The organism is Atopobacter sp. AH10 (assembly GCF_003664595.1).
In the GTDB taxonomy this organism is placed as follows: domain Bacteria; phylum Bacillota; class Bacilli; order Lactobacillales; family Aerococcaceae; genus Atopobacter.
Genome location: NZ_QXPZ01000019.1, coordinates 13,031 through 30,752, shown reverse-complemented (window position 1 = coordinate 30,752; position 17,722 = coordinate 13,031). Strand labels below are relative to the sequence as shown.

General features: G+C 39.8%; 13 protein-coding genes. 2 read left to right on the top strand and 11 right to left on the bottom strand.

The window, feature by feature from the left end:
• Window positions 1-92: 92 nt before the first annotated feature.
• From lacG to D3H64_RS04140, 6 genes are all read right to left on the bottom strand, one after another.
• A complete protein-coding gene (lacG, locus tag D3H64_RS04170) occupies window positions 93-1,499 on the bottom strand; it encodes a 6-phospho-beta-galactosidase (protein ID WP_121565011.1) in 1,407 nt (468 codons plus the stop codon).
• Between the two features lie 230 nt (window positions 1,500-1,729).
• Complete coding sequence (locus D3H64_RS04160; protein ID WP_233554880.1) at window positions 1,730-3,553, bottom strand: lactose-specific PTS transporter subunit EIIC; 1,824 nt, start codon at window positions 3,551-3,553, stop codon at window positions 1,730-1,732.
• 5 nt (window positions 3,554-3,558) lie between these two features.
• The gene (locus D3H64_RS04155; protein WP_121565010.1) at window positions 3,559-3,870 is read right to left on the bottom strand and encodes a PTS lactose/cellobiose transporter subunit IIA; all 312 of its coding nucleotides are present in this window, start codon (window positions 3,868-3,870) and stop codon (window positions 3,559-3,561) included.
• A 92-nt stretch (window positions 3,871-3,962) separates the two neighbouring features.
• On the bottom strand, window positions 3,963-4,799 hold the full coding sequence (locus D3H64_RS04150; protein ID WP_121565009.1) for a PRD domain-containing protein: 837 nt from the start codon (window positions 4,797-4,799) through the stop codon (window positions 3,963-3,965).
• A gap of 233 nt (window positions 4,800-5,032) precedes the next feature.
• Window positions 5,033-6,349 carry a restriction endonuclease PLD domain-containing protein gene (locus D3H64_RS04145; protein WP_121565008.1) on the bottom strand — a complete coding sequence of 439 codons (1,317 nt, stop codon included), beginning with the start codon at window positions 6,347-6,349 and terminating at the stop codon, window positions 5,033-5,035.
• Between the two features lie 44 nt (window positions 6,350-6,393).
• Window positions 6,394-7,617 carry a DNA cytosine methyltransferase gene (locus D3H64_RS04140; protein ID WP_121565007.1) on the bottom strand — a complete coding sequence of 408 codons (1,224 nt, stop codon included), beginning with the start codon at window positions 7,615-7,617 and terminating at the stop codon, window positions 6,394-6,396.
• Between the two features lie 399 nt (window positions 7,618-8,016).
• Here D3H64_RS04140 and citC point away from each other — a divergent pair, with 399 nt between their 5' ends.
• Together citC and citX are read left to right on the top strand one after the other, a co-directional pair.
• The gene (citC, locus tag D3H64_RS04135) at window positions 8,017-9,078 is read left to right on the top strand and encodes a [citrate (pro-3S)-lyase] ligase (RefSeq protein WP_121565006.1); all 1,062 of its coding nucleotides are present in this window, start codon (window positions 8,017-8,019) and stop codon (window positions 9,076-9,078) included.
• Window positions 9,079-9,396: 318 nt separating this feature from the next.
• Complete coding sequence (gene citX, locus D3H64_RS04130) at window positions 9,397-9,906, top strand: citrate lyase holo-[acyl-carrier protein] synthase (RefSeq protein WP_121565005.1); 510 nt, start codon at window positions 9,397-9,399, stop codon at window positions 9,904-9,906.
• 363 nt (window positions 9,907-10,269) lie between these two features.
• On the opposite strand, the gene D3H64_RS04125 is transcribed toward citX, so the two are convergent.
• From D3H64_RS04125 to D3H64_RS04105, 5 genes are all read right to left on the bottom strand, one after another.
• On the bottom strand, window positions 10,270-10,611 hold the full coding sequence (locus tag D3H64_RS04125) for a carboxymuconolactone decarboxylase family protein (protein ID WP_121565004.1): 342 nt from the start codon (window positions 10,609-10,611) through the stop codon (window positions 10,270-10,272).
• A gap of 41 nt (window positions 10,612-10,652) precedes the next feature.
• Window positions 10,653-12,053, bottom strand: a complete 1,401-nt coding sequence (locus tag D3H64_RS04120; RefSeq protein WP_121565003.1) for a lyase family protein — start codon at window positions 12,051-12,053, stop codon at window positions 10,653-10,655.
• 18 nt (window positions 12,054-12,071) lie between these two features.
• The gene (locus D3H64_RS04115; protein ID WP_121565002.1) at window positions 12,072-13,475 is read right to left on the bottom strand and encodes an aspartate ammonia-lyase; all 1,404 of its coding nucleotides are present in this window, start codon (window positions 13,473-13,475) and stop codon (window positions 12,072-12,074) included.
• A gap of 542 nt (window positions 13,476-14,017) precedes the next feature.
• Window positions 14,018-16,882: a zinc-ribbon domain-containing protein gene (locus tag D3H64_RS04110; RefSeq protein WP_121565001.1), complete on the bottom strand. Its 2,865-nt coding sequence runs from the start codon at window positions 16,880-16,882 to the stop codon at window positions 14,018-14,020.
• Between the two features lie 572 nt (window positions 16,883-17,454).
• The gene (locus D3H64_RS04105; RefSeq protein ID WP_199700134.1) at window positions 17,455-17,715 is read right to left on the bottom strand and encodes a FeoB-associated Cys-rich membrane protein; all 261 of its coding nucleotides are present in this window, start codon (window positions 17,713-17,715) and stop codon (window positions 17,455-17,457) included.
• Window positions 17,716-17,722: the final 7 nt, after the last annotated feature.

The following is a 17,722-nucleotide window of genomic DNA, read 5'->3' as shown; positions in this document are numbered from 1 at the left end:
GACTAGCTTTTTTATGCTTTAGAAGGAGACTAGCTTTTTCTTATGTATCAGGTGACTAGCTTTTTCTTCTGAATTATTTTGCCCTTTTCCACCTAATCAATTAGTTGACTTTTTGCAACTTTTTTATACCAATAGGCTGATTTCTTCGGGTATCTCTCTTGCGTTTTGAAATCTACATAAAATAGGCCATAGCGCTTTTCATAGCCATTCGACCATGAAAAGACATCCATCAATGACCAGATGAAATAGCCTTTTACATTAGCACCATCTGCTATAGCATCCGAAATCACTTCTAGGTGCTTCTTCACATAATCAATTCGTGCATCATCATAAACAGTTTGGTCGACAAATTCATCTTTATAGCCCAAGCCATTTTCTGTGATGTAAATTTTCTTATAGTTAGGATAATCCCGCTTCACTCGCATAATTTGATCATAGAGTCCTTTAGGATAAATGATCCAATCCCAATCAGTCTTAGGAATATCTATCGGAGCTTCCCTTCGTCCAACCCCTTTAATTTGGTATTTCGAGCTTCCTTTTTCCCCCGTCCCATTGTGAATGATCTCCGTTTCACCTTCACAAGCTTTCATCCAATCACTCATGTAATAATTAATGCCTAAGAAGTCATTTAAATCTTTAGCCGCCTCTAGATCTACAAAATCCTCATCACGTAAATCGAGTTCTCCTCCATTGGCTGCCAATATTTCTTGAACACCTGCCATCGTTTCCTTTGAATAGTGGCCAAGATAAGTGGCATCTAAAATGAATTTGTTATGGATAATATCTTCTAATTCGCAAGCTTTGACATCAGCTGGATCAGATGGATCAAAAGGATACTTCGTTGGTAGGGCATGCACCACTCCAATTTCTCCTTTATAACCTTTATCTTTGTAGAGTTTGACAGCACGAGCATGTGCCAGCATCATGTTATGGTGAGATTGAAAGACCTTTTTCAGATCATACTGAATACCAGGAGGAAATTTCCCGACTAAATACTGGCCATCCCCTATTGGACCAATTTCATTAAAGGTTGTCCAATAGCGAACTTCAGGAAATTCTTCAAAACAGTAAGCGGCATAATCCACAAAATGCTGGATATTCTCCCGATTGAGGAAATCCCCATTTGAATGCAGAGCTTCCGGTGTATCGAAATGATGCAAAGTGACAAAAGGCTCTACAGAGTGCTCCCGACAACTTTCAAACAAGCGATGATAAAATTCTACCCCTTTTTCATTCACTTTCCCGTAGCCATTCGGAAATATACGAGACCAAGCAATGGAAATACGTATGCCATTTATCCCGAATTTTTCTGCAAGAGCAAGATCTACTGGGTATTTATGGTAAAAATCACTGGCTGGTTCAGCCCTATACCAATAGTTATCTTCTAAATACTTATCCCAAGCTACATGTCCTTTCCCATCTACATGAGTTGCCCCTTCTGCTTGATAAGCAGCAGTAGCTCCGCCAAATATAAAATCTTTTGGTAATTTTTTCCCCATCTCATTCATCCTTTACCTTTTTGATAGCTTCATGCGATAGTCCTTATTGGCCTAAGAGGGCTGTAAACAAGTCTATTCCAAATCAATTTTCCCTTCATTTACTCTTACAGTCTCTTTAAAGGCCTAATTCAATTGTCAGATGACGCAAGACTCCTTTCGCACTTCATTCCTTTTCGAAAATTCGTTTTAAGCTTTCGCGCTTCATTTTTTGTTAAAAATCCTTTTACGAACTAATTCAATTGCTCTTTGATAAAGTCTAAGGCTGCTTTACCATCACGAGTCAATTTAATATATTGAGCTCCTTCTGTTTTAGCGAGTTTGATCCCTAACCTATCCGTTTCTTCTTTCATGTCAACATAATTCGATGCGACTTGTGGAGCTAGAACGACTAAATCAAATTCAGGCAAAATTTCGCGATGTGCCCCAAAACTACCTGCCACAGCCTTTAATGGGAGATTTTTCTCCTTAGCCACTTTGTTTAAAGCATTCGCCAACAAACCACTCGTTCCACCACCAGCACAGAGGACAAGCACATGTGTTTCTTTCGTTATAGCTTTGCTTTCTGGGCTTAATTCTAACCCTTCTCCATCTGCTTGAGAATTTTCGCTCTTATCTTCTAGGCTTCCTTTATCTGAATATTGCATTTCCCCGTCAGCTAAATGATTTTTTCCTGCCAGTGAAGCATTTTCCCCCTTCAGGTCTAAGCCAGCTTTTTCAAGAACAGCATCCGCTTTACTCGTATTGAAATGAGCAGCGACCTTTTCCTTCAATTGATCATTATGTTTTCCAGAACGTTCTTCTTCAAGGATTTGTTCATCGTAAACTTTAACAAAAGGATAATAAATCACTATATCGACTAAAATAAGCAGCAAGGCAAGGACAACTGCTAACCATTGTAAGTTCGCAGCTAAGACAATCCCAATAGGACCCGGAGTTACCCATGGCAAATTGGTCGTAAAACTATTCATCCCCAATACATCAACAAAGATTTTCAAAATCCAGACATTCACAATCGGTGCTAAGATGAATGGCACAAAGAAAATAGGATTCAAGACAATCGGCGCCCCAAATAAAATCGGTTCATTCACACCAAAGAAAGTCGGCACCACAGAAGCTCGGCCAATAGCCTTATTGCGTTTCGATTGACAGAGCCACATGAACATAAATGGCACGACTAAAGTAGCCCCTGTACCACCCATAGTTACCACAAACATTTGAGTAGCAGAAGTCAAGACTTTATCGGCATGTTCACCCGCTTGCATCAAAGCCAAGTTAGCATCAATATTGGCATAAGTTATAGCCGCAATAGCTGGTTCAACAATAGAAGGTCCGTGAATCCCAACAAACCAGAAGAAGGCATAAGCCCCAAAGATAAGGGTAATCCCAACATAACCATCCGCTGCAGAGAATAATGGTGCCAAGACTTTTCCAACCGCTTCAGCCACACCTGTTCCAATAAATTGACGGCTGCATAAATCCAATAGATACAAAGACATAGCAGATGCTGTAAAAGGAATCACATCTTTAAATACTTGGGAAATATTTGGCGGAACCTCTTCAGGCATACGAATCGTCACATTATTCTTAATACAAACTTTATAAATACCGACCGTCACAAAAGCTGCAAGGAAAGCCGTCAAGAGTCCTTTCGTCCCAAGAAACCCTAACGAAATCCCTCCATCAAGAGGATCAGCGGCTAAAATAAGCAAGCCTACCATAGAAGCCAATAAAGTCGACATATAATTGATTTGATTAGTGGCCTCCATTTTTCGATTGACTGAATCCGTCAATGATTTAGCAGTTGTCCCAGCTAATAAGAGGGCTAAAATCCCCATAGAATAGCTATAAGGCTTCATTAAAAGGCTTTCAATACTTTTAGGCCAGAAAAAGCCAAATGCATTCGGGACATAGGCTAATAAAATGAAAATGGTAGAAAATAAAATCACCGGCATCCCTGCAATAAAGCCATCACGAATAGCCCGCAGATAAATATTCCGTGACAATTTTTCAAAAAATGGTTTCCTTTTTTCAATACAAGCAATCAATTTTTCCATACACTTTACCCCCTCTTATAAAGCTCGATGAAATGATGCATCAAATCTTTTAAAAGCAAAGTCGTCATGAGATGGTCTTGGCCATGCATCATCGTCACACTGTAGGCAATATCATCCCCAGCTGCTTCTTGCGTTAATAAATTCGTTTGAGCTTTATGCGCCTCAATAATGCAAGTATTGGCTTCTTCTACCAAACGCTCAGCCCTAGGAAAATCTTTTTCTTCCGCTGCCTTCAAAGCTTCCAATAATTTAGACCGTGCATCTCCCGCATAAGCGACAATTTCAAAACCTAGCAATGTGGCTTCTTCTCTTTTCATGATGAGTCCTCCCTAGCTTTTTTATTTCAATAAACTCTTTTATTTCAGCAAGCTCTTTTATTTCAATACACTTTTTATTTCAGTAAACTCTTTTATTTCAATAAGCGCTGAATGTGAATGACTAAATAAAAACGTTCACTTTTATACAGGTCTACCCCTGTTTCTCTAGAAATAATGTCATAAATAGCGTTGGCTATCTTAAAAGCCTTGGGATAGGCAATAGCCACTTGTTTTTCCATGTCTAGAAGCGAACTAGTTTCTTCCTTGCTTCGGTCTATGTAGTCCAAAAAATAATTCAAATGCACCATAAATCGGTCATAGAAATTACTATTTTCAAGGCTTCTCTTGATCCCATTTGCGATTAATTCGGCTTCGATCGCTTCTAATATAGCCTTTCGATTATCGATTTTCCCTCCAGAAGTTGCCTCAGATATACCTTTCGCATTGATAAAATGAAGGGCAATTCTGCCTAATTCGTCGTCAGGATAACTTTCTAGTAAAGATGACCTAAATATTTGTAAGGCTTCTCTTGCCATAGCGTATTCACTCGGGTATTTCAGGGCAATATCTGGCAATTCATTATAGACATATGAATCCGTTTGCAAGGCTTTATAGGCGCAATACATATGATCCGTTAAGGTAATATATAAATAGTCTTGGACAGGATAATGGTACTTTCGAGTTAATTTTTCAATCACATCAAAAGTAACGGTGATAAAGTCAAGTGGGACATCCTTTAGGAGCGACATAAAATCATTTTTTGCTTCCTCAGAACGTAACTGAAATACTTTTTCAATCTTTTCCTTTGGGATCACATCTCCTTTCTTCTTTTTGAAGGCCAAACCTAAACCGGTCACTACGGCTTCCTCATTCCTTTCATTTTTGACCAAGGCCACATTATTATTTAAGGGTCTAATCACACGATACATAGAGAGCCTCCCTTCTCTAAACAATAAAAAGAGACCGCAAAAGTAAACAGAACACCATTATTCTGTCCACATTCGCAGTCTCGCCTAATCTCGTTAGTCACGATCTACTTTTATCGCTTTGTCTACATTCTAGCATGGTCAATCTAAAATGTAAAGGCTTTAATTTTTGGGGTATGTGTGAGGGGATTAACCCCCGACACCTTATCTTAATCGACTACTTAAGTAGCCTCCATCTAAATATAGTCATCGACATTAATTTCTTCTTCCCGCATAAAAGCTTCAAAACTGTTTATTGGTGCAAAGTCAATGTTAATACAAGTGTAGTCTCCCTTTTTTCTCCATAACCGAATAGAGTCTGTCCCCTTTTTTTGCAACCATTCTCTAGTAACAAGTTGTCTCCCTTTAAGTCCTAAAACATCTATCAATAACCACTGACCCAATGCTGATTGCCCGTATAGTTTATTAGTATCAGGATCTATTTCAACAGTACTACCAGATTGTAAAGCTTTCATATTGCTTTGAGTAACCATTGCAGGAATCGTTTTCCCATTAGGAAGTTTAAGATGAAATTTAATTTGAGGTTTATCACGTCTATCTCCTTCAAAATTCTTTTGCCGTTTTTCAAAGTCAAAAATATTCGGGCAAAAGAAATCGGGAAATTTTCTATGGAACTCTCTAGGGATCGGTATATACACTTCATTTAATGGTCTAAGCCTATCACTCCCCTTGGCTTTTGGTGCTGCATTCCAAGAATTCAATCCTGATTTTTCCTCAACTTCTTTACTTTTATAGGAATACAAAGGCAGATAAACTTCGACATAATCCCTAGAAGTTACATCCTTTTGCAATTCCTTACCTAAATTAAAATATGCCTTCAATAAAAAATCAAACGGGTCATCCATTATTTTGACATTGAATTGTTCCAATAGGCATGTATCCTTTTTTGATGAGTCAAAATGTTGCCAAATTTGCGAATCGCCATAAGTATACTTATATTCTTTGACGCCATCAGACCAATGAAAAGCTGTATCTGTTCTATTAAACCCTTGCAATCTATTCAATTCAATTAAAGGGTATAAGGTTTCTTGAATAACAAATTTCCCGTCATCTCTTGTCACATAATGATATATATTATGGTCAGTATTAAGATTTAATCTTTTATAATCAGCTAGCATCCTTTCATTTTTGATTTGAGACAACTTCAGGGCTAATTCTTCATCTGACTTTTTAAAAAATGGATCAATTTCAGCTTTAAATCTCTTTATTTGCATCACTTTTTGATAAGATGGGCTAGAATTCATCCAAGTTTTTAATCCTATCCCTATTCGTTCATTACCAAATACTGAAAGAATGTCATGAGGTGTATTGCCTATGTCTACGTTTTGTCCTTTGAAAACTTTAGCATAAATCGTTTCTTGGAATTTAGAATCTAAATATGGAATCATTTTCCCATGCTTTTGCCTAAAAAGATTAGTTAATGCTCCATAGACCGTCAGAAACTTTATGTATTCGTTTCTTTCTTCCTTACTGTACCTTTCCCAAATAGACATATTAGTCACCTAAGCCCTTCATTGCACTATTTAGTATTCACACACTATAGTGGTAGCGCCATATAAAAACTAGCACTACTCCCTTTTTTTATTATACGGATATATTCTTCAACACTGAGTAAGCAAGACATCTCTATGGAGTCAGAAATGTACTCTTCTAAAGACTCCATTGTCGAAAATGTTTGGACTAGTTTAGAATATCCACTATATCTCCCTTGAATATCTGTATAAACTAATGCATATTTCTCGTTGACTTCCACTTTCTCTTCATACTCTTTCCGATCTTCTCGAAGTGCTTTCCCTATATTTTCTGCAATTCGTTTGATCACAGGAACTGAAACACTGTTCCCAGCTTGTTTATACAAATGACTTCTAGCCATATCTTTTGGCAACTTAAATTGTTTAGGAAATCCTTGCACGTTAAATGTTTCTCTTGGTGTTAATTTACGAATGCCCCTATCTGTTAAAATAATTGGAACATTATGACCACCAGTACCCATATTTGCGGTCAAAGTTGGAACTACACCCGATTTGTTTTCTCTTACATACTGCCTTCTCCATTGATAAACAGAATCTTTATTTTTTATATCTTTCACCAAAGTTTTATAAAAAGGTTGCCTACCTTCTCTATAATAAAAATACTCATCACATTTATCATTATAATTTATGATGTCTGATAATGGTGTTTTCAATTCCGTTTTTTCAGGGAAAGAAAAAGATTCACAAGCCTTCTCATTTTTAAACCCAACTATATAGATCCGTTCCCGATTTTGAGGAACATTACCATACTCCATTGTATTTAAAACTTTCCACTTGATAGTATACCCATTCGTCACTAAGGCCTCTCTAATAACTTTAAAAGTATTCCCATGATCATGAGTAACCATATTTTTAACATTTTCAATCAGAATTGCTTTAGGTTGCTTATGGTTGATCATGCGTAAAAGTTCAAAAAACAAATCCCCTCGTTCGTCTTCAAATCCCTTTCGATAACCAGCAATACTAAAAGCTTGACAAGGAAATCCTCCCGTTATCACATCTACATCAGGCACTTCTTCACTAGCTACCTCATGTATGTCACGATCATCTAACTTGACATATGGATTATTTAATCTATAGGTTATTTGCGCATTTTTATCAAATTCATTGGCATAAACAACTCTGAACTCGCCGGTTTGTTCAAAACCAAGCTCAATTCCACCAACACCAGCGAAAAATGAAGCTAAACTATATTTCTCAGCTGATGCAGAACTTACAGAATTTGTCATGTATTATCCTCCTAAAACAGCATTTAACAATAAACTTTCTTTACACAGCATTTGTACTACATGAACTGACAAGGCTCAACTCACGCTAACTTAGAGATTATCATAAATAGATTGTTCACTCAATCTCTCTATTTGATCTACTACAATACAAAATACGCTCTCTTGACGTATTATGATTTAACTAATCCATGTTATTTTCACTTTCACTACTTTACTAGTATAGACAGTCATAATCTAGAAGCACTTCTACATCGTGTTATAAAGCAAATAACATCCTCCCAAATCCCATACTAAGAAACCCCCTCTCCTCTAAAAAGTACCCCTCAAATACCTTTATTCTTTTCTTTCTCATGCTACACTGAGGTAAACTAACAAAACGACCCCATAAGGAGTGTACCCATGGCGAATTACTACATTTCCGCTATCCCTAAACGAAACACCCGTAAAATGGCTCAAGTTACAGCCCTCTTGAACGAAGAAGGGATCCGTTTAGATCAAAACATCGACTACACTTGTGGCTTGTGGTCTGAAGATGGTGACTTAGTAGCCACTGGATCTTGCTTTCACAACAGCCTACGTTGCCTAGCCGTTTCAAGCAAACATCAAGGTGAGGGTTTGATGAACCAAATCATCACACACCTGACAGAGTACCAATTTGAACAAGGTCATACCCATCTCTTTTTATACACTAAAGATGAATCCCGCCAATTTTTCTCTGGGTTAGGTTTCCATGAAATTGTGCGCATTCCAGGCGAAATTGTCTTCATGGAAAACCGTTCTCTTGGCTTTGACCGTTACCTCGACCAACTAGAAAAGGAATCAAAAGCAACTAGCCTATCAGCTCAGCTTAAGCAAGGGGCTATCATAATGAATGCCAACCCCTTCACCAAAGGGCACCGTTACTTGGTTGAAGAAGCTAAAAAACAGGTCGATATTCTCCATATTTTTGTCGTCAACGAAGACTCCAGCCTAGTTCCCTTTAAAGTCCGTGAACGTTTAGTCAAGGAAGGGACAAAAGACATCCAAAATATCATTTATCATCAAACTGGCCCCTACCTCATTAGCCAAGCGACCTTCCCAAGCTACTTCCAAAAAGACGACGCAGCTGTCATGTCGAGCCAAACCCAGCTGGACGCTGCTATTTTTACCAAAATTGCCCAGCGCCTCCACATTAAAGAACGTTTTGTCGGTGACGAACCTTTCAGTCAAGTGACCGCTCTTTATAATCAAGCTATGGAGGAAAATTTACCCCAAGCAGGCATAGAATTGACGGTTATCAAGCGGTTAAGTCAAAATGGTCAGGCCATCAGCGCTTCTGAGGTTCGCCAATTGCTCCATGAGGGTAAAATCGACGAGCTCAAATCCCTTGTTCCAGAAACGACTTATGCTTACTTCCAGTCTAAAGAAGCTCAGAAAGTTATCGCCTCTATAAAAGCGAGTCAAACTATCCGCCACCATTAAGGATATCCTTTTTGAGGAGGTACCGCACTTCCCTTTTTAAGGAGATCCTCTTTGAGAAAGTACCGCACTTCCTTTTCTAGGCAGAGCCTCTTTGAGAAAGTACTGCACTTCCCTTTTTAAGGATATCCTCTTTGAGAAAGTACCGCACTTCCCTTTTCTAAGCATATCCTCTTGCAGTGAGCTTTATAGGCTTTTCCCCCTCTTTTTCAAAGAAGAAATGATTTCTTTCTTTAAAAAATGCCACCTTATCCCTTTAAATGTGCTAAACTACTACATGGGTTACTCCCTCACCTCATATAGTGAAAGGAGCTGTGTTTCATGTTTGGAACAGCCATTAGCTTAGAAGATATGTTAGCCGCTAGAGAGTACCGTGCTGTACGTCAAGAAGCATTGTTACAGCAATATCATCATCCCCTAGTCTCATTCGCCCTCAATATTCCAGGGTCAGTGAAAACTAATCCATCTATTCGTGCGGCCTACCAATTAGGAAAAGAACGTTTGCTCACTCAATTAGAAGAAGCTGGTGTCGAAATCATAGCCCAAGAAGAACGACTCGCCCCTAGCGGAGATGAATTAATGCTTGTGGTGAATGGATCCGCCGAACGCCTTAAACAATTAACTTGCAGCATTGAAGAAGCTGATGAACTTGGTCGCCTCTTCGACATGGATGTCTTGGATAAACAAGGCCACAAACTAGCTCGTCCACACCACCGTCCTTGCTTACTTTGCCCGAAAGACGCTAAAGATTGCGCTCGTTCACGGGCTCATTCGCTTGAAGAACTAGAATCTAAAGTAGATGACATCATCCAAAATGCTTTAGAAAAATAAGCTAGCTATCGGACTGAATTTCTACTCCAGTCGTCAATAAACACTATCTAGCTTGTAAGATAAGTCTAGTATCCAGTACTAGCAAATATCGCATACGATACTTCATCAAGAACTGCCCTTAAAAAAACAGTCCTAACAAGTATCTCACACGATACTCCCTCAAGAACTGCCCTTGAAAGAGCAGTCCTAATAAATATCGCATACGATAATCCCCCAAGAGTTGACCTTGACAGTCAAACTTTTGGGGGATATTTTCTTCTCCAAAAAAACTGACGCCCTAACTGCTACATGAGCAAATAGGACGTCAGCACAAGCTGGGTTGTATTAATAACACACTAGCAATGGTTTTCTTTCATTCCTTGCCTATTTATTTTCCAAAAATTCTTTTGCCATAGCAATGGCTTTCCCACTATAGACAACACCTGGGCCACCTTGCATTAAAATGACCGTATCAACTGTTTCTGAAATTTCTTCTAAAGTAGCACCTGCTTCAACAGCAGCATGGGTATGCGCAAGAATGCAACCTTCACAACGAATAGCAATCGCAATCCCTAAAGCAATCAATTCTTTTTCTTTGACTGAAAGTTTTCCAGCAGAGATAGCATTTTTATGGACGTCCATGAAGCCTTCTTTCACATGACAAGCTTGAAGTGCTCCGCCCATCAATTGTTGATTTTCTTTAAAAGCATCTGTATATTTTCCCATGAATCTGTCTCCTTTATGAAATTTTCCCCAGCTTTGTTGCCTTATTTTAAGTGGGAAGCTTCTTCATCCTCTAACTTTAAGCCTAAAAGATGTTCAGGAGTCATCAACTCGTCAAAGCTTTCATCATCTAAGAAACCTAATTTCTCACAAGCAGCTTTCAAGGTCAACGATTCCTCATGGGCTAATTTAGCCACTTTAGCGGCCTTATCATAGCCAATTTTCGGTGTCAAGGCTGTGACAGACATTAAGGAACGTCTGAGTTCATCTTCCATCACGCTAGCATTGATTTGAATTCCAGAAACGCACTTGTCACTAAAGGATTGGCAAGCATCGGCTAAAAGATAGATCGATTGCATGATATTGTAGATCATCACCGGCATATAGACATTTAATTCAAAGTTCCCTTGAGAAGCGGCTACTGTCACTGTCGTGTGATTTCCCATCACTTGAGCAGCAACCATGGTCATGGCTTCACATTGGGTCGGATTGACCTTACCTGGCATAATAGAGCTCCCTGGTTCATTAGCTGGCAAACTAATTTCACCAAAACCACAACGAGGGCCACTCGCTAACCAACGAATATCATTAGCCATCTTCATGGTATCAGTTGCTAGAGCATTCAAAGCCCCATGATAATTCGCCATCAAGGATTTAGACGATAAACCAAAGAACTTATTATCCATTTCTTTGTATGGAATACCAGATTTTTCAGCAATCCATTCCACAGCCCTTTTCGCAAAATCTTTCGGCGCATTAATCCCTGTCCCGACAGCCGTTCCTCCAAGTGGTAAAGCCATCAAAGCTTCTGTAGCTTTTTGAATATTTGCCATATTGTAATCCATCATGGCAACCCAAGCAGAAACTTCTTGAGCAAAGTAAATTGGGGTGGCATCTTGAAGGTGAGTCCGACCTACTTTCATTTGCTTTCCAGCCCGTTCTTGTAAAGCTTCTAGGCTATTTCTCAAATGTTGTAAGGCTGGCATCAATTTATCCCGTGTGCGTTGAACCACCGCCATATGCATAGCAGAAGGGATGGTATCGTTAGAGCTTTGTGACAAATTAACATGGTCATTTGGGTGAAGAACTTCCACCCCTAGTATATCATTTCCCCTTTTAGCAATCACTTCATTCACATTCATGTTGGTTTGAGTCCCAGAACCTGTTTGCCAAACCTTTAAAGGAAATTGATCATCCAATTTACCGGAACGGACTTCTTCAGCTGCTTGTTCAATGGCCTTGGCATAGCTTTCATCTAATCCACGCAACTCCTGATTCGTCAAGGCAGCTGCCTCTTTAATCAAGGCTAGGGCATGGATCAACTGGATAGGCATTTTTTCGTGACCAATACGGAAGTTATTTAGACTTCTTTGGGTCACCGCACCCCAGTAAGCTCCATCTGCCACTTCGATCGTTCCCATGCTATCCTTTACTATCCGTGTCATTTCAGTGCCTCCTTGGCCTTATTTTTTTGCCTGAGTCATATCCAAAATGTTCAATTTTGTCTTCAATTCTTCTTCTGTGAATAAACCTTCTTCAATCAAAATATCCCTTACATTACGATCTTCTTTTAAGGCTCTCTTGGCAATAGTTGTCGCCTTTTTATAACCGATGATTGGGTTCAAAACAGTCACTAAACCTGTACTCTTTTCCACCAATTCTATGCAACGATCTGTGTTAGCGGTAATACCTAAAATACAGTTATCTGTAAAGGTACTAGCCACATGAGCTAGGGTATCAATGGATTCAAACAAGTTATAGAAAATCACTGGTTCAAAGGCATTCAACTCTAATTGACCTGCTTCAGCTGCAAAGGTTACTGTGGTATCATTCCCAAAAATATTAAAGGCAACTTGGCTAACGACCTCTGCTATAACAGGATTTACCTTCCCTGGCATGATGGATGAACCTGATTGCTTAGCAGGAAGATTAATTTCATTTAAACCTGTCCTTGGCCCTGAACTCATTAAGCGCAAATCATTGGCCATCTTCGACAGATTAACCGCACAAGATTTCACTTTAGAAGAAACCACCACAAAGCAATCCAAGTTTTGCGTGCCATCAATTAAATCATCCGCACTATAGAGTTTCAAACCAGTAATGTCATTTAAATGCTTTAAGCAAGAATCAATAAAGCCTGGCGTTACATTCACACAAGTACCGATAGCCGTCCCCCCCATGTTCAGGTAGGCTACATCTAATTTAGCTGAGTCTAAACGTTTAATGTCCCGACCAACAGCGGCTGCATAAGCGGCAAACTCTTGACCAAGTGTAATAGGTACAGCATCTTGTAATTGGGTTCTCCCCATCTTAGGAATTTCCTTAAATTCTTCAGCTTTCTTGAGTAAAGCCTTTTCTAAGCGCTCTAACTGTTCAATCGCCTTATCTAATAAACGTATAATGGCAATTTTCCCAGAAGATGGGTAAACATCATTCGTCGATTGGGCACAGTTCACGTCGTCATTAGGGCTAACGATTTTATAATCTCCCTTTGTCCCACCGAGTATTTCAATAGCACGGTTGGCAATAACTTCATTGGCATTCATATTGGCACTGGTTCCTGCCCCACCTTGGATAGGGTCTACCACAAATTCGCTGTCCAATTTTCCTGCTAAAACATCATCGCAAGCTTGAACAATCGCATCTGCAAGAGGTTCTTCTAAACGTTTGACTTCTTTGTTGGCTAAAGCACAAGCTTTCTTGATTTCTGCCAAACTCCTAATCATTTGAGGGTGCATCTTTTGTCCCGTAATTGGGAAATTCTCCAAGGCCCGTTGCGTATTCACACCATAATAGGCATCAATTGGAATTTTATAATCCCCTACTACATCTGATTCAATTCGAAATTCTTCTTTTTCAATGGCCATTTTGCTTCCCCCTTCTATTATCTTTTTCATGAGAAATCGGCTATTTTTTCACAAGATTAGACCTCTCTATAAAAGCTTTTTTTCGCCTCCCTGAACAGAGTCAGCCCTCTAATCTAAATCTCCTATAAGCGGTTTCATTGTAAACGATATTTGCCATATTTTCAATGTGATAAGGTCAATTCTTACCGTCTTTTAAGCAAAATCATTATCTCCTCTTAAAACTATAAGGAAAGTCATTTTCATAAGGCTTAGTCTCCTTTCGTTTAGCAAAATGCTGTTGGATTTTTTTCTGCTCCACTAGTCCTATCGGTTAAATTTCACAATCTTTTTCCGTATCATCGACTTCCCCATGTTACTTTATCTTTTGCCATATCAGCCTAAATTTCCTAGGCCTCTAAATTTAATTATTTTCCTTACAAAAACCTCCCTAGCTATATTCCAACTAGGGAGGTTCCTTTGTGCTATTATTCAGTCTTTCTCCTTAAGCTACAATCCTTCATCTGCCTAATTACAGAAGATGGCTTAACGAATAACTCTACTGCTTAAGGTAACAAACTTTCATTTGTCTGATCAAAGCGTGGCGAGTAGGAATCTACATCAAATTGGCAGAGAAGATTTTCAAGCACTTTAGAAGACTGACTATTCTCTTTAGAAGATGCTTTTGGATAGGCTGTTTCGGCCAGCAATTGATAAGAAATCTTCCGTCCGCCATCCCGATCTGCGATTTTTTCAAATTTCTTGAAGCCCGCTTTAAATCTAACGCCTAAGATTTCACCCTTCTTCGATTGCTCACGACAGCTGTTAATGTAAGAAATCAGTTGTTGGTAAGCAGGGTTAGTCTTTCCATTTTCAAAGTAACCTTCAAAATCACTAGGGTTAAAGCTGTTCGCATAGAAAGTTGCCGTAGAAATCTTTTGATAGAATTGATTTAAACCTTCTAATTCATGACGGTAATCATCCGATAGTTGGCTATCTGCTTCATTCAGGCTAGCTTCCGCTTCCTTGCCGACAAAGTCCTGAGCTTCTTTTATGCGGTCTGCTTCTTGGCGTTTCGCTTCTTCTTCCTTGCGCTTGCGTTCTTCTTGGCGTTTCGCTTCTTCTTCCTTGCGTTTACGTTCTTCTTCTTGGCGTTTCGCTTCTTCTTCCTTGCGTTTACGTTCTTCTTCTTGGCGTTTCGCCTCTTCTTCCTTGCGTTTACGTTCTTCTTCTTGGCGTTTCGCTTCTTCTTCCTTACGCTTGCGGTCAGCTTCTTGGCGTTTCGCCTCTTCTTCCTTACGCTTACGTTCTTCTTCTTGACGTTTCGCCTCTTCTTCCTTGCGCTTACGGTCTGCTTCTTGGCGTCTTACTTCATCTTGGCGCTTACGTTCTGCTTGACGTCTAGCCGCTTCTTCTCGATCCTGTTTAGCTTTTCTTTGCTCCTCAGCGATCCTTGCAGTAGCTAGGGCTTCTTGTCTGCGACGTTCTTGTTTCATCCGTTCCAAGCGTTCCAATTCTTTCTTATTGGCTTGAGTAGAGAAATCTAGAGACATTTCTGGAGCCTTTTGCCCTTGTGGCACTTGAACGCCTCTTGATTGCAGGCCATTATTTCCTCGCAAGGCTACTTTCATACCAGGTTCATAGAAGACTGGTCCAAGACGTGTTTGTCCATCTTTCAATTGCCCCACTTTTTTCCCATTAAGTAAAACATCAGCCTCTTTAGCCTTTTTATCCTTACTCTTAACAGGAATTTCGACCATTTCAAAATCAATTTGTGCCAGCTTGCTTTGACTTGGTAAGACAAGTTTTGTCTTTTCCATCACTTGTTGTTTACCATTCTTCTCTTTCAAGACAGCTCGTATGGTATACTTCCCTGGCACTAGAGGACCTATTTCCCCTTTGAACTTATCTGAATCCGATGTCGCCCATTTTTCACCTAAAGTATAGAAACTAACACCCTTTTTGTTGCTAGTAACTAACATACGGACAGGTTTCACAGAGAAAACATATCGTGGGAATAATTTCCAAATCTTCCCCTCTTTTTCAAGGCTTAAGCCAAAATCTTTACTTTCTCCAGTCATTAACTGATTCTTCAATCGCCTTTGTAAGCTTTCGCTTGTCGATAAGTAATTAACGAGTGGTTCTACCGTTCGTGCAGATAGGGTAAGACTCTTGTCATCAGAACGAAGCTTTTCTGCAACTGCTTGGCTGTCTCCATCTGCAATTTCCTTTATAAAAGTATTAATTTGCTTTTCTTTTGAAACAGATGCTTCTGCATATTTATATCCTCCCGCTCCCAACAAGCCCAAGAGGCAAATCAGGAGTAAGAACCAGGTTCCTTTTTTCTTATGAGAAGCATTTGGTTCAGAAGAGCCCGCCCCTCTCAATGGACTAGCTACTGGGGCTTCTTCCTCTACTTCAGCATTTAAGAAGGGTTGCCCACAATTTTGGCAGAAATCCATCCCGTCTTCCTTCGCTGCCCCACAATAAGGACAGGCATTACTTTCTTCTGGGAAAGATTCACCACTAGCAGCAAATTCCTCCACCTGGTCATTTTGAAAGTCAGGGTCAGCCTCATCAGTAGATGCACTTTCATGATAAGAAACACCTGCTAATTGACCCGATTCAAATACCCGAGTCGCCTCTAACTCATCTTTGCTCCCGTCAGCGTGAAAAACAATAGCAGACTGGTTTTCTTCGCCAACTGACTCAGCAAAATCCTCAGTCTCCTTTTCATATGGTCGCCGATTCGCTCTAGCCTCAGCTTCTTCAAGGGACATCTTGTAAAGGTCTTCTTTAGAAATATCGTCATAAAGATCTGGCTTCCCGTTCAGTCTTTCCCACTCATCTAAAGGAATGGCCATATCATCTTCATGATAACTTGGGTAAACATCAGCCTCTTCGTCATTTGGGTAAGCATCAGCCTCAGCATCGCTTGGGTAAGCATCGCCCTCGTCAGTAGATGGCTCAAGGCTTCTGTAAAGCTCCCCGCCTTCATCAGTTGAGCTATAGTCTTCTGCTAGACCTGCATCAGTTGAACTATAGCCATCTTCTAGACCTGTATCAGTTGAACTATAGTCATCAGCTAGACTGTCATCACTTGCGCTATAGTCATCAGCTAGACCGTCTTCGGCAGGCACTTCATCACTTGCGCTATAGTCTTCTGCTTCCCTGTCACCTGCAGGAACTTCATCAGTTGCTCCTTCGCCTTCTTCAGGCCATTCCTTATCGGCATGAGCTAAAGCATTTTCATCTTCTAATGATTTCCCACAATTCAAGCAAAAGTGTGCTCCTATTCTATTCGATGAGCCACAGTTCGAACAGGACAAGCTGCTGTCGAGAACTTTCGGTATAGGCAATTTTCTACCGCAGCTCAGGCAAAATAGCGCCTCATCACGGTTCTCACTGCCACATTCAGGGCAATTCTTCATGGCTTTTCCTCCTCTGTCATTTCTATCCCTTTCCAATAGAGATAATCGTCATTTTTATCCCTCTACAATAGAGATAATCGTCATTTTTATCCCTCTACAATAGAGATAATCCTCATTTTTATCCTGTATCAGATAGGCACTCATTCAGTCCTATCAGCTAAACAATAGATACCAGATCGCTTCCATTCGGTTAAAGAAAGGCGCAAGGTCATTGCCTGTCTCCTTCAACAACATTATTGATCAACCAGTCGAAAACATTATTGATTAACCAGTTCAAGTTCTAGCGATTTTAGCTAAAAATATCTACTTGTAGTCATTATATCAAAAATGCTAGGAAATCTTTAGCTATTCCACAAAAAAGTGTGTGTCAACTCATTGTCACGACCTTTCCTTCCTTGTCACATCAAAAAAAGCCCCTAAACAAGTATAAAACTTGCTTAGAGACTTAATCTCACTCATCCACTTCAAAGCAATAGAAAGTTAGTCTTACAAAGTCTGGCCTTCTCCTTTTTCAGTAAACGGCCAATTATAAACCCACTTGGAGCTTCTTTCTACTTCTTATCAAGCGCTGACTAGCAGCATGAAGGGTGATCTTTTTTATTTTCTTTATCTTCTTTTCCTTCTGCTTTCAATTGTTCCATCCGTTGACGAATTGCTTCGATGGCTTCAGGACGACCTTGGCCAGCTTTCCCTAGCCCGGCGCATTTCCCGCTACAGCAACTCTTGCTGATCGCACAGCCACCACATGGTCCTGCCTTCCGATCTTTTTGTAAAGTTCGAACAGCTAAAACAATAATGAAAACAACAATGAGCAATACAATAATGTTTGCCATCATATCC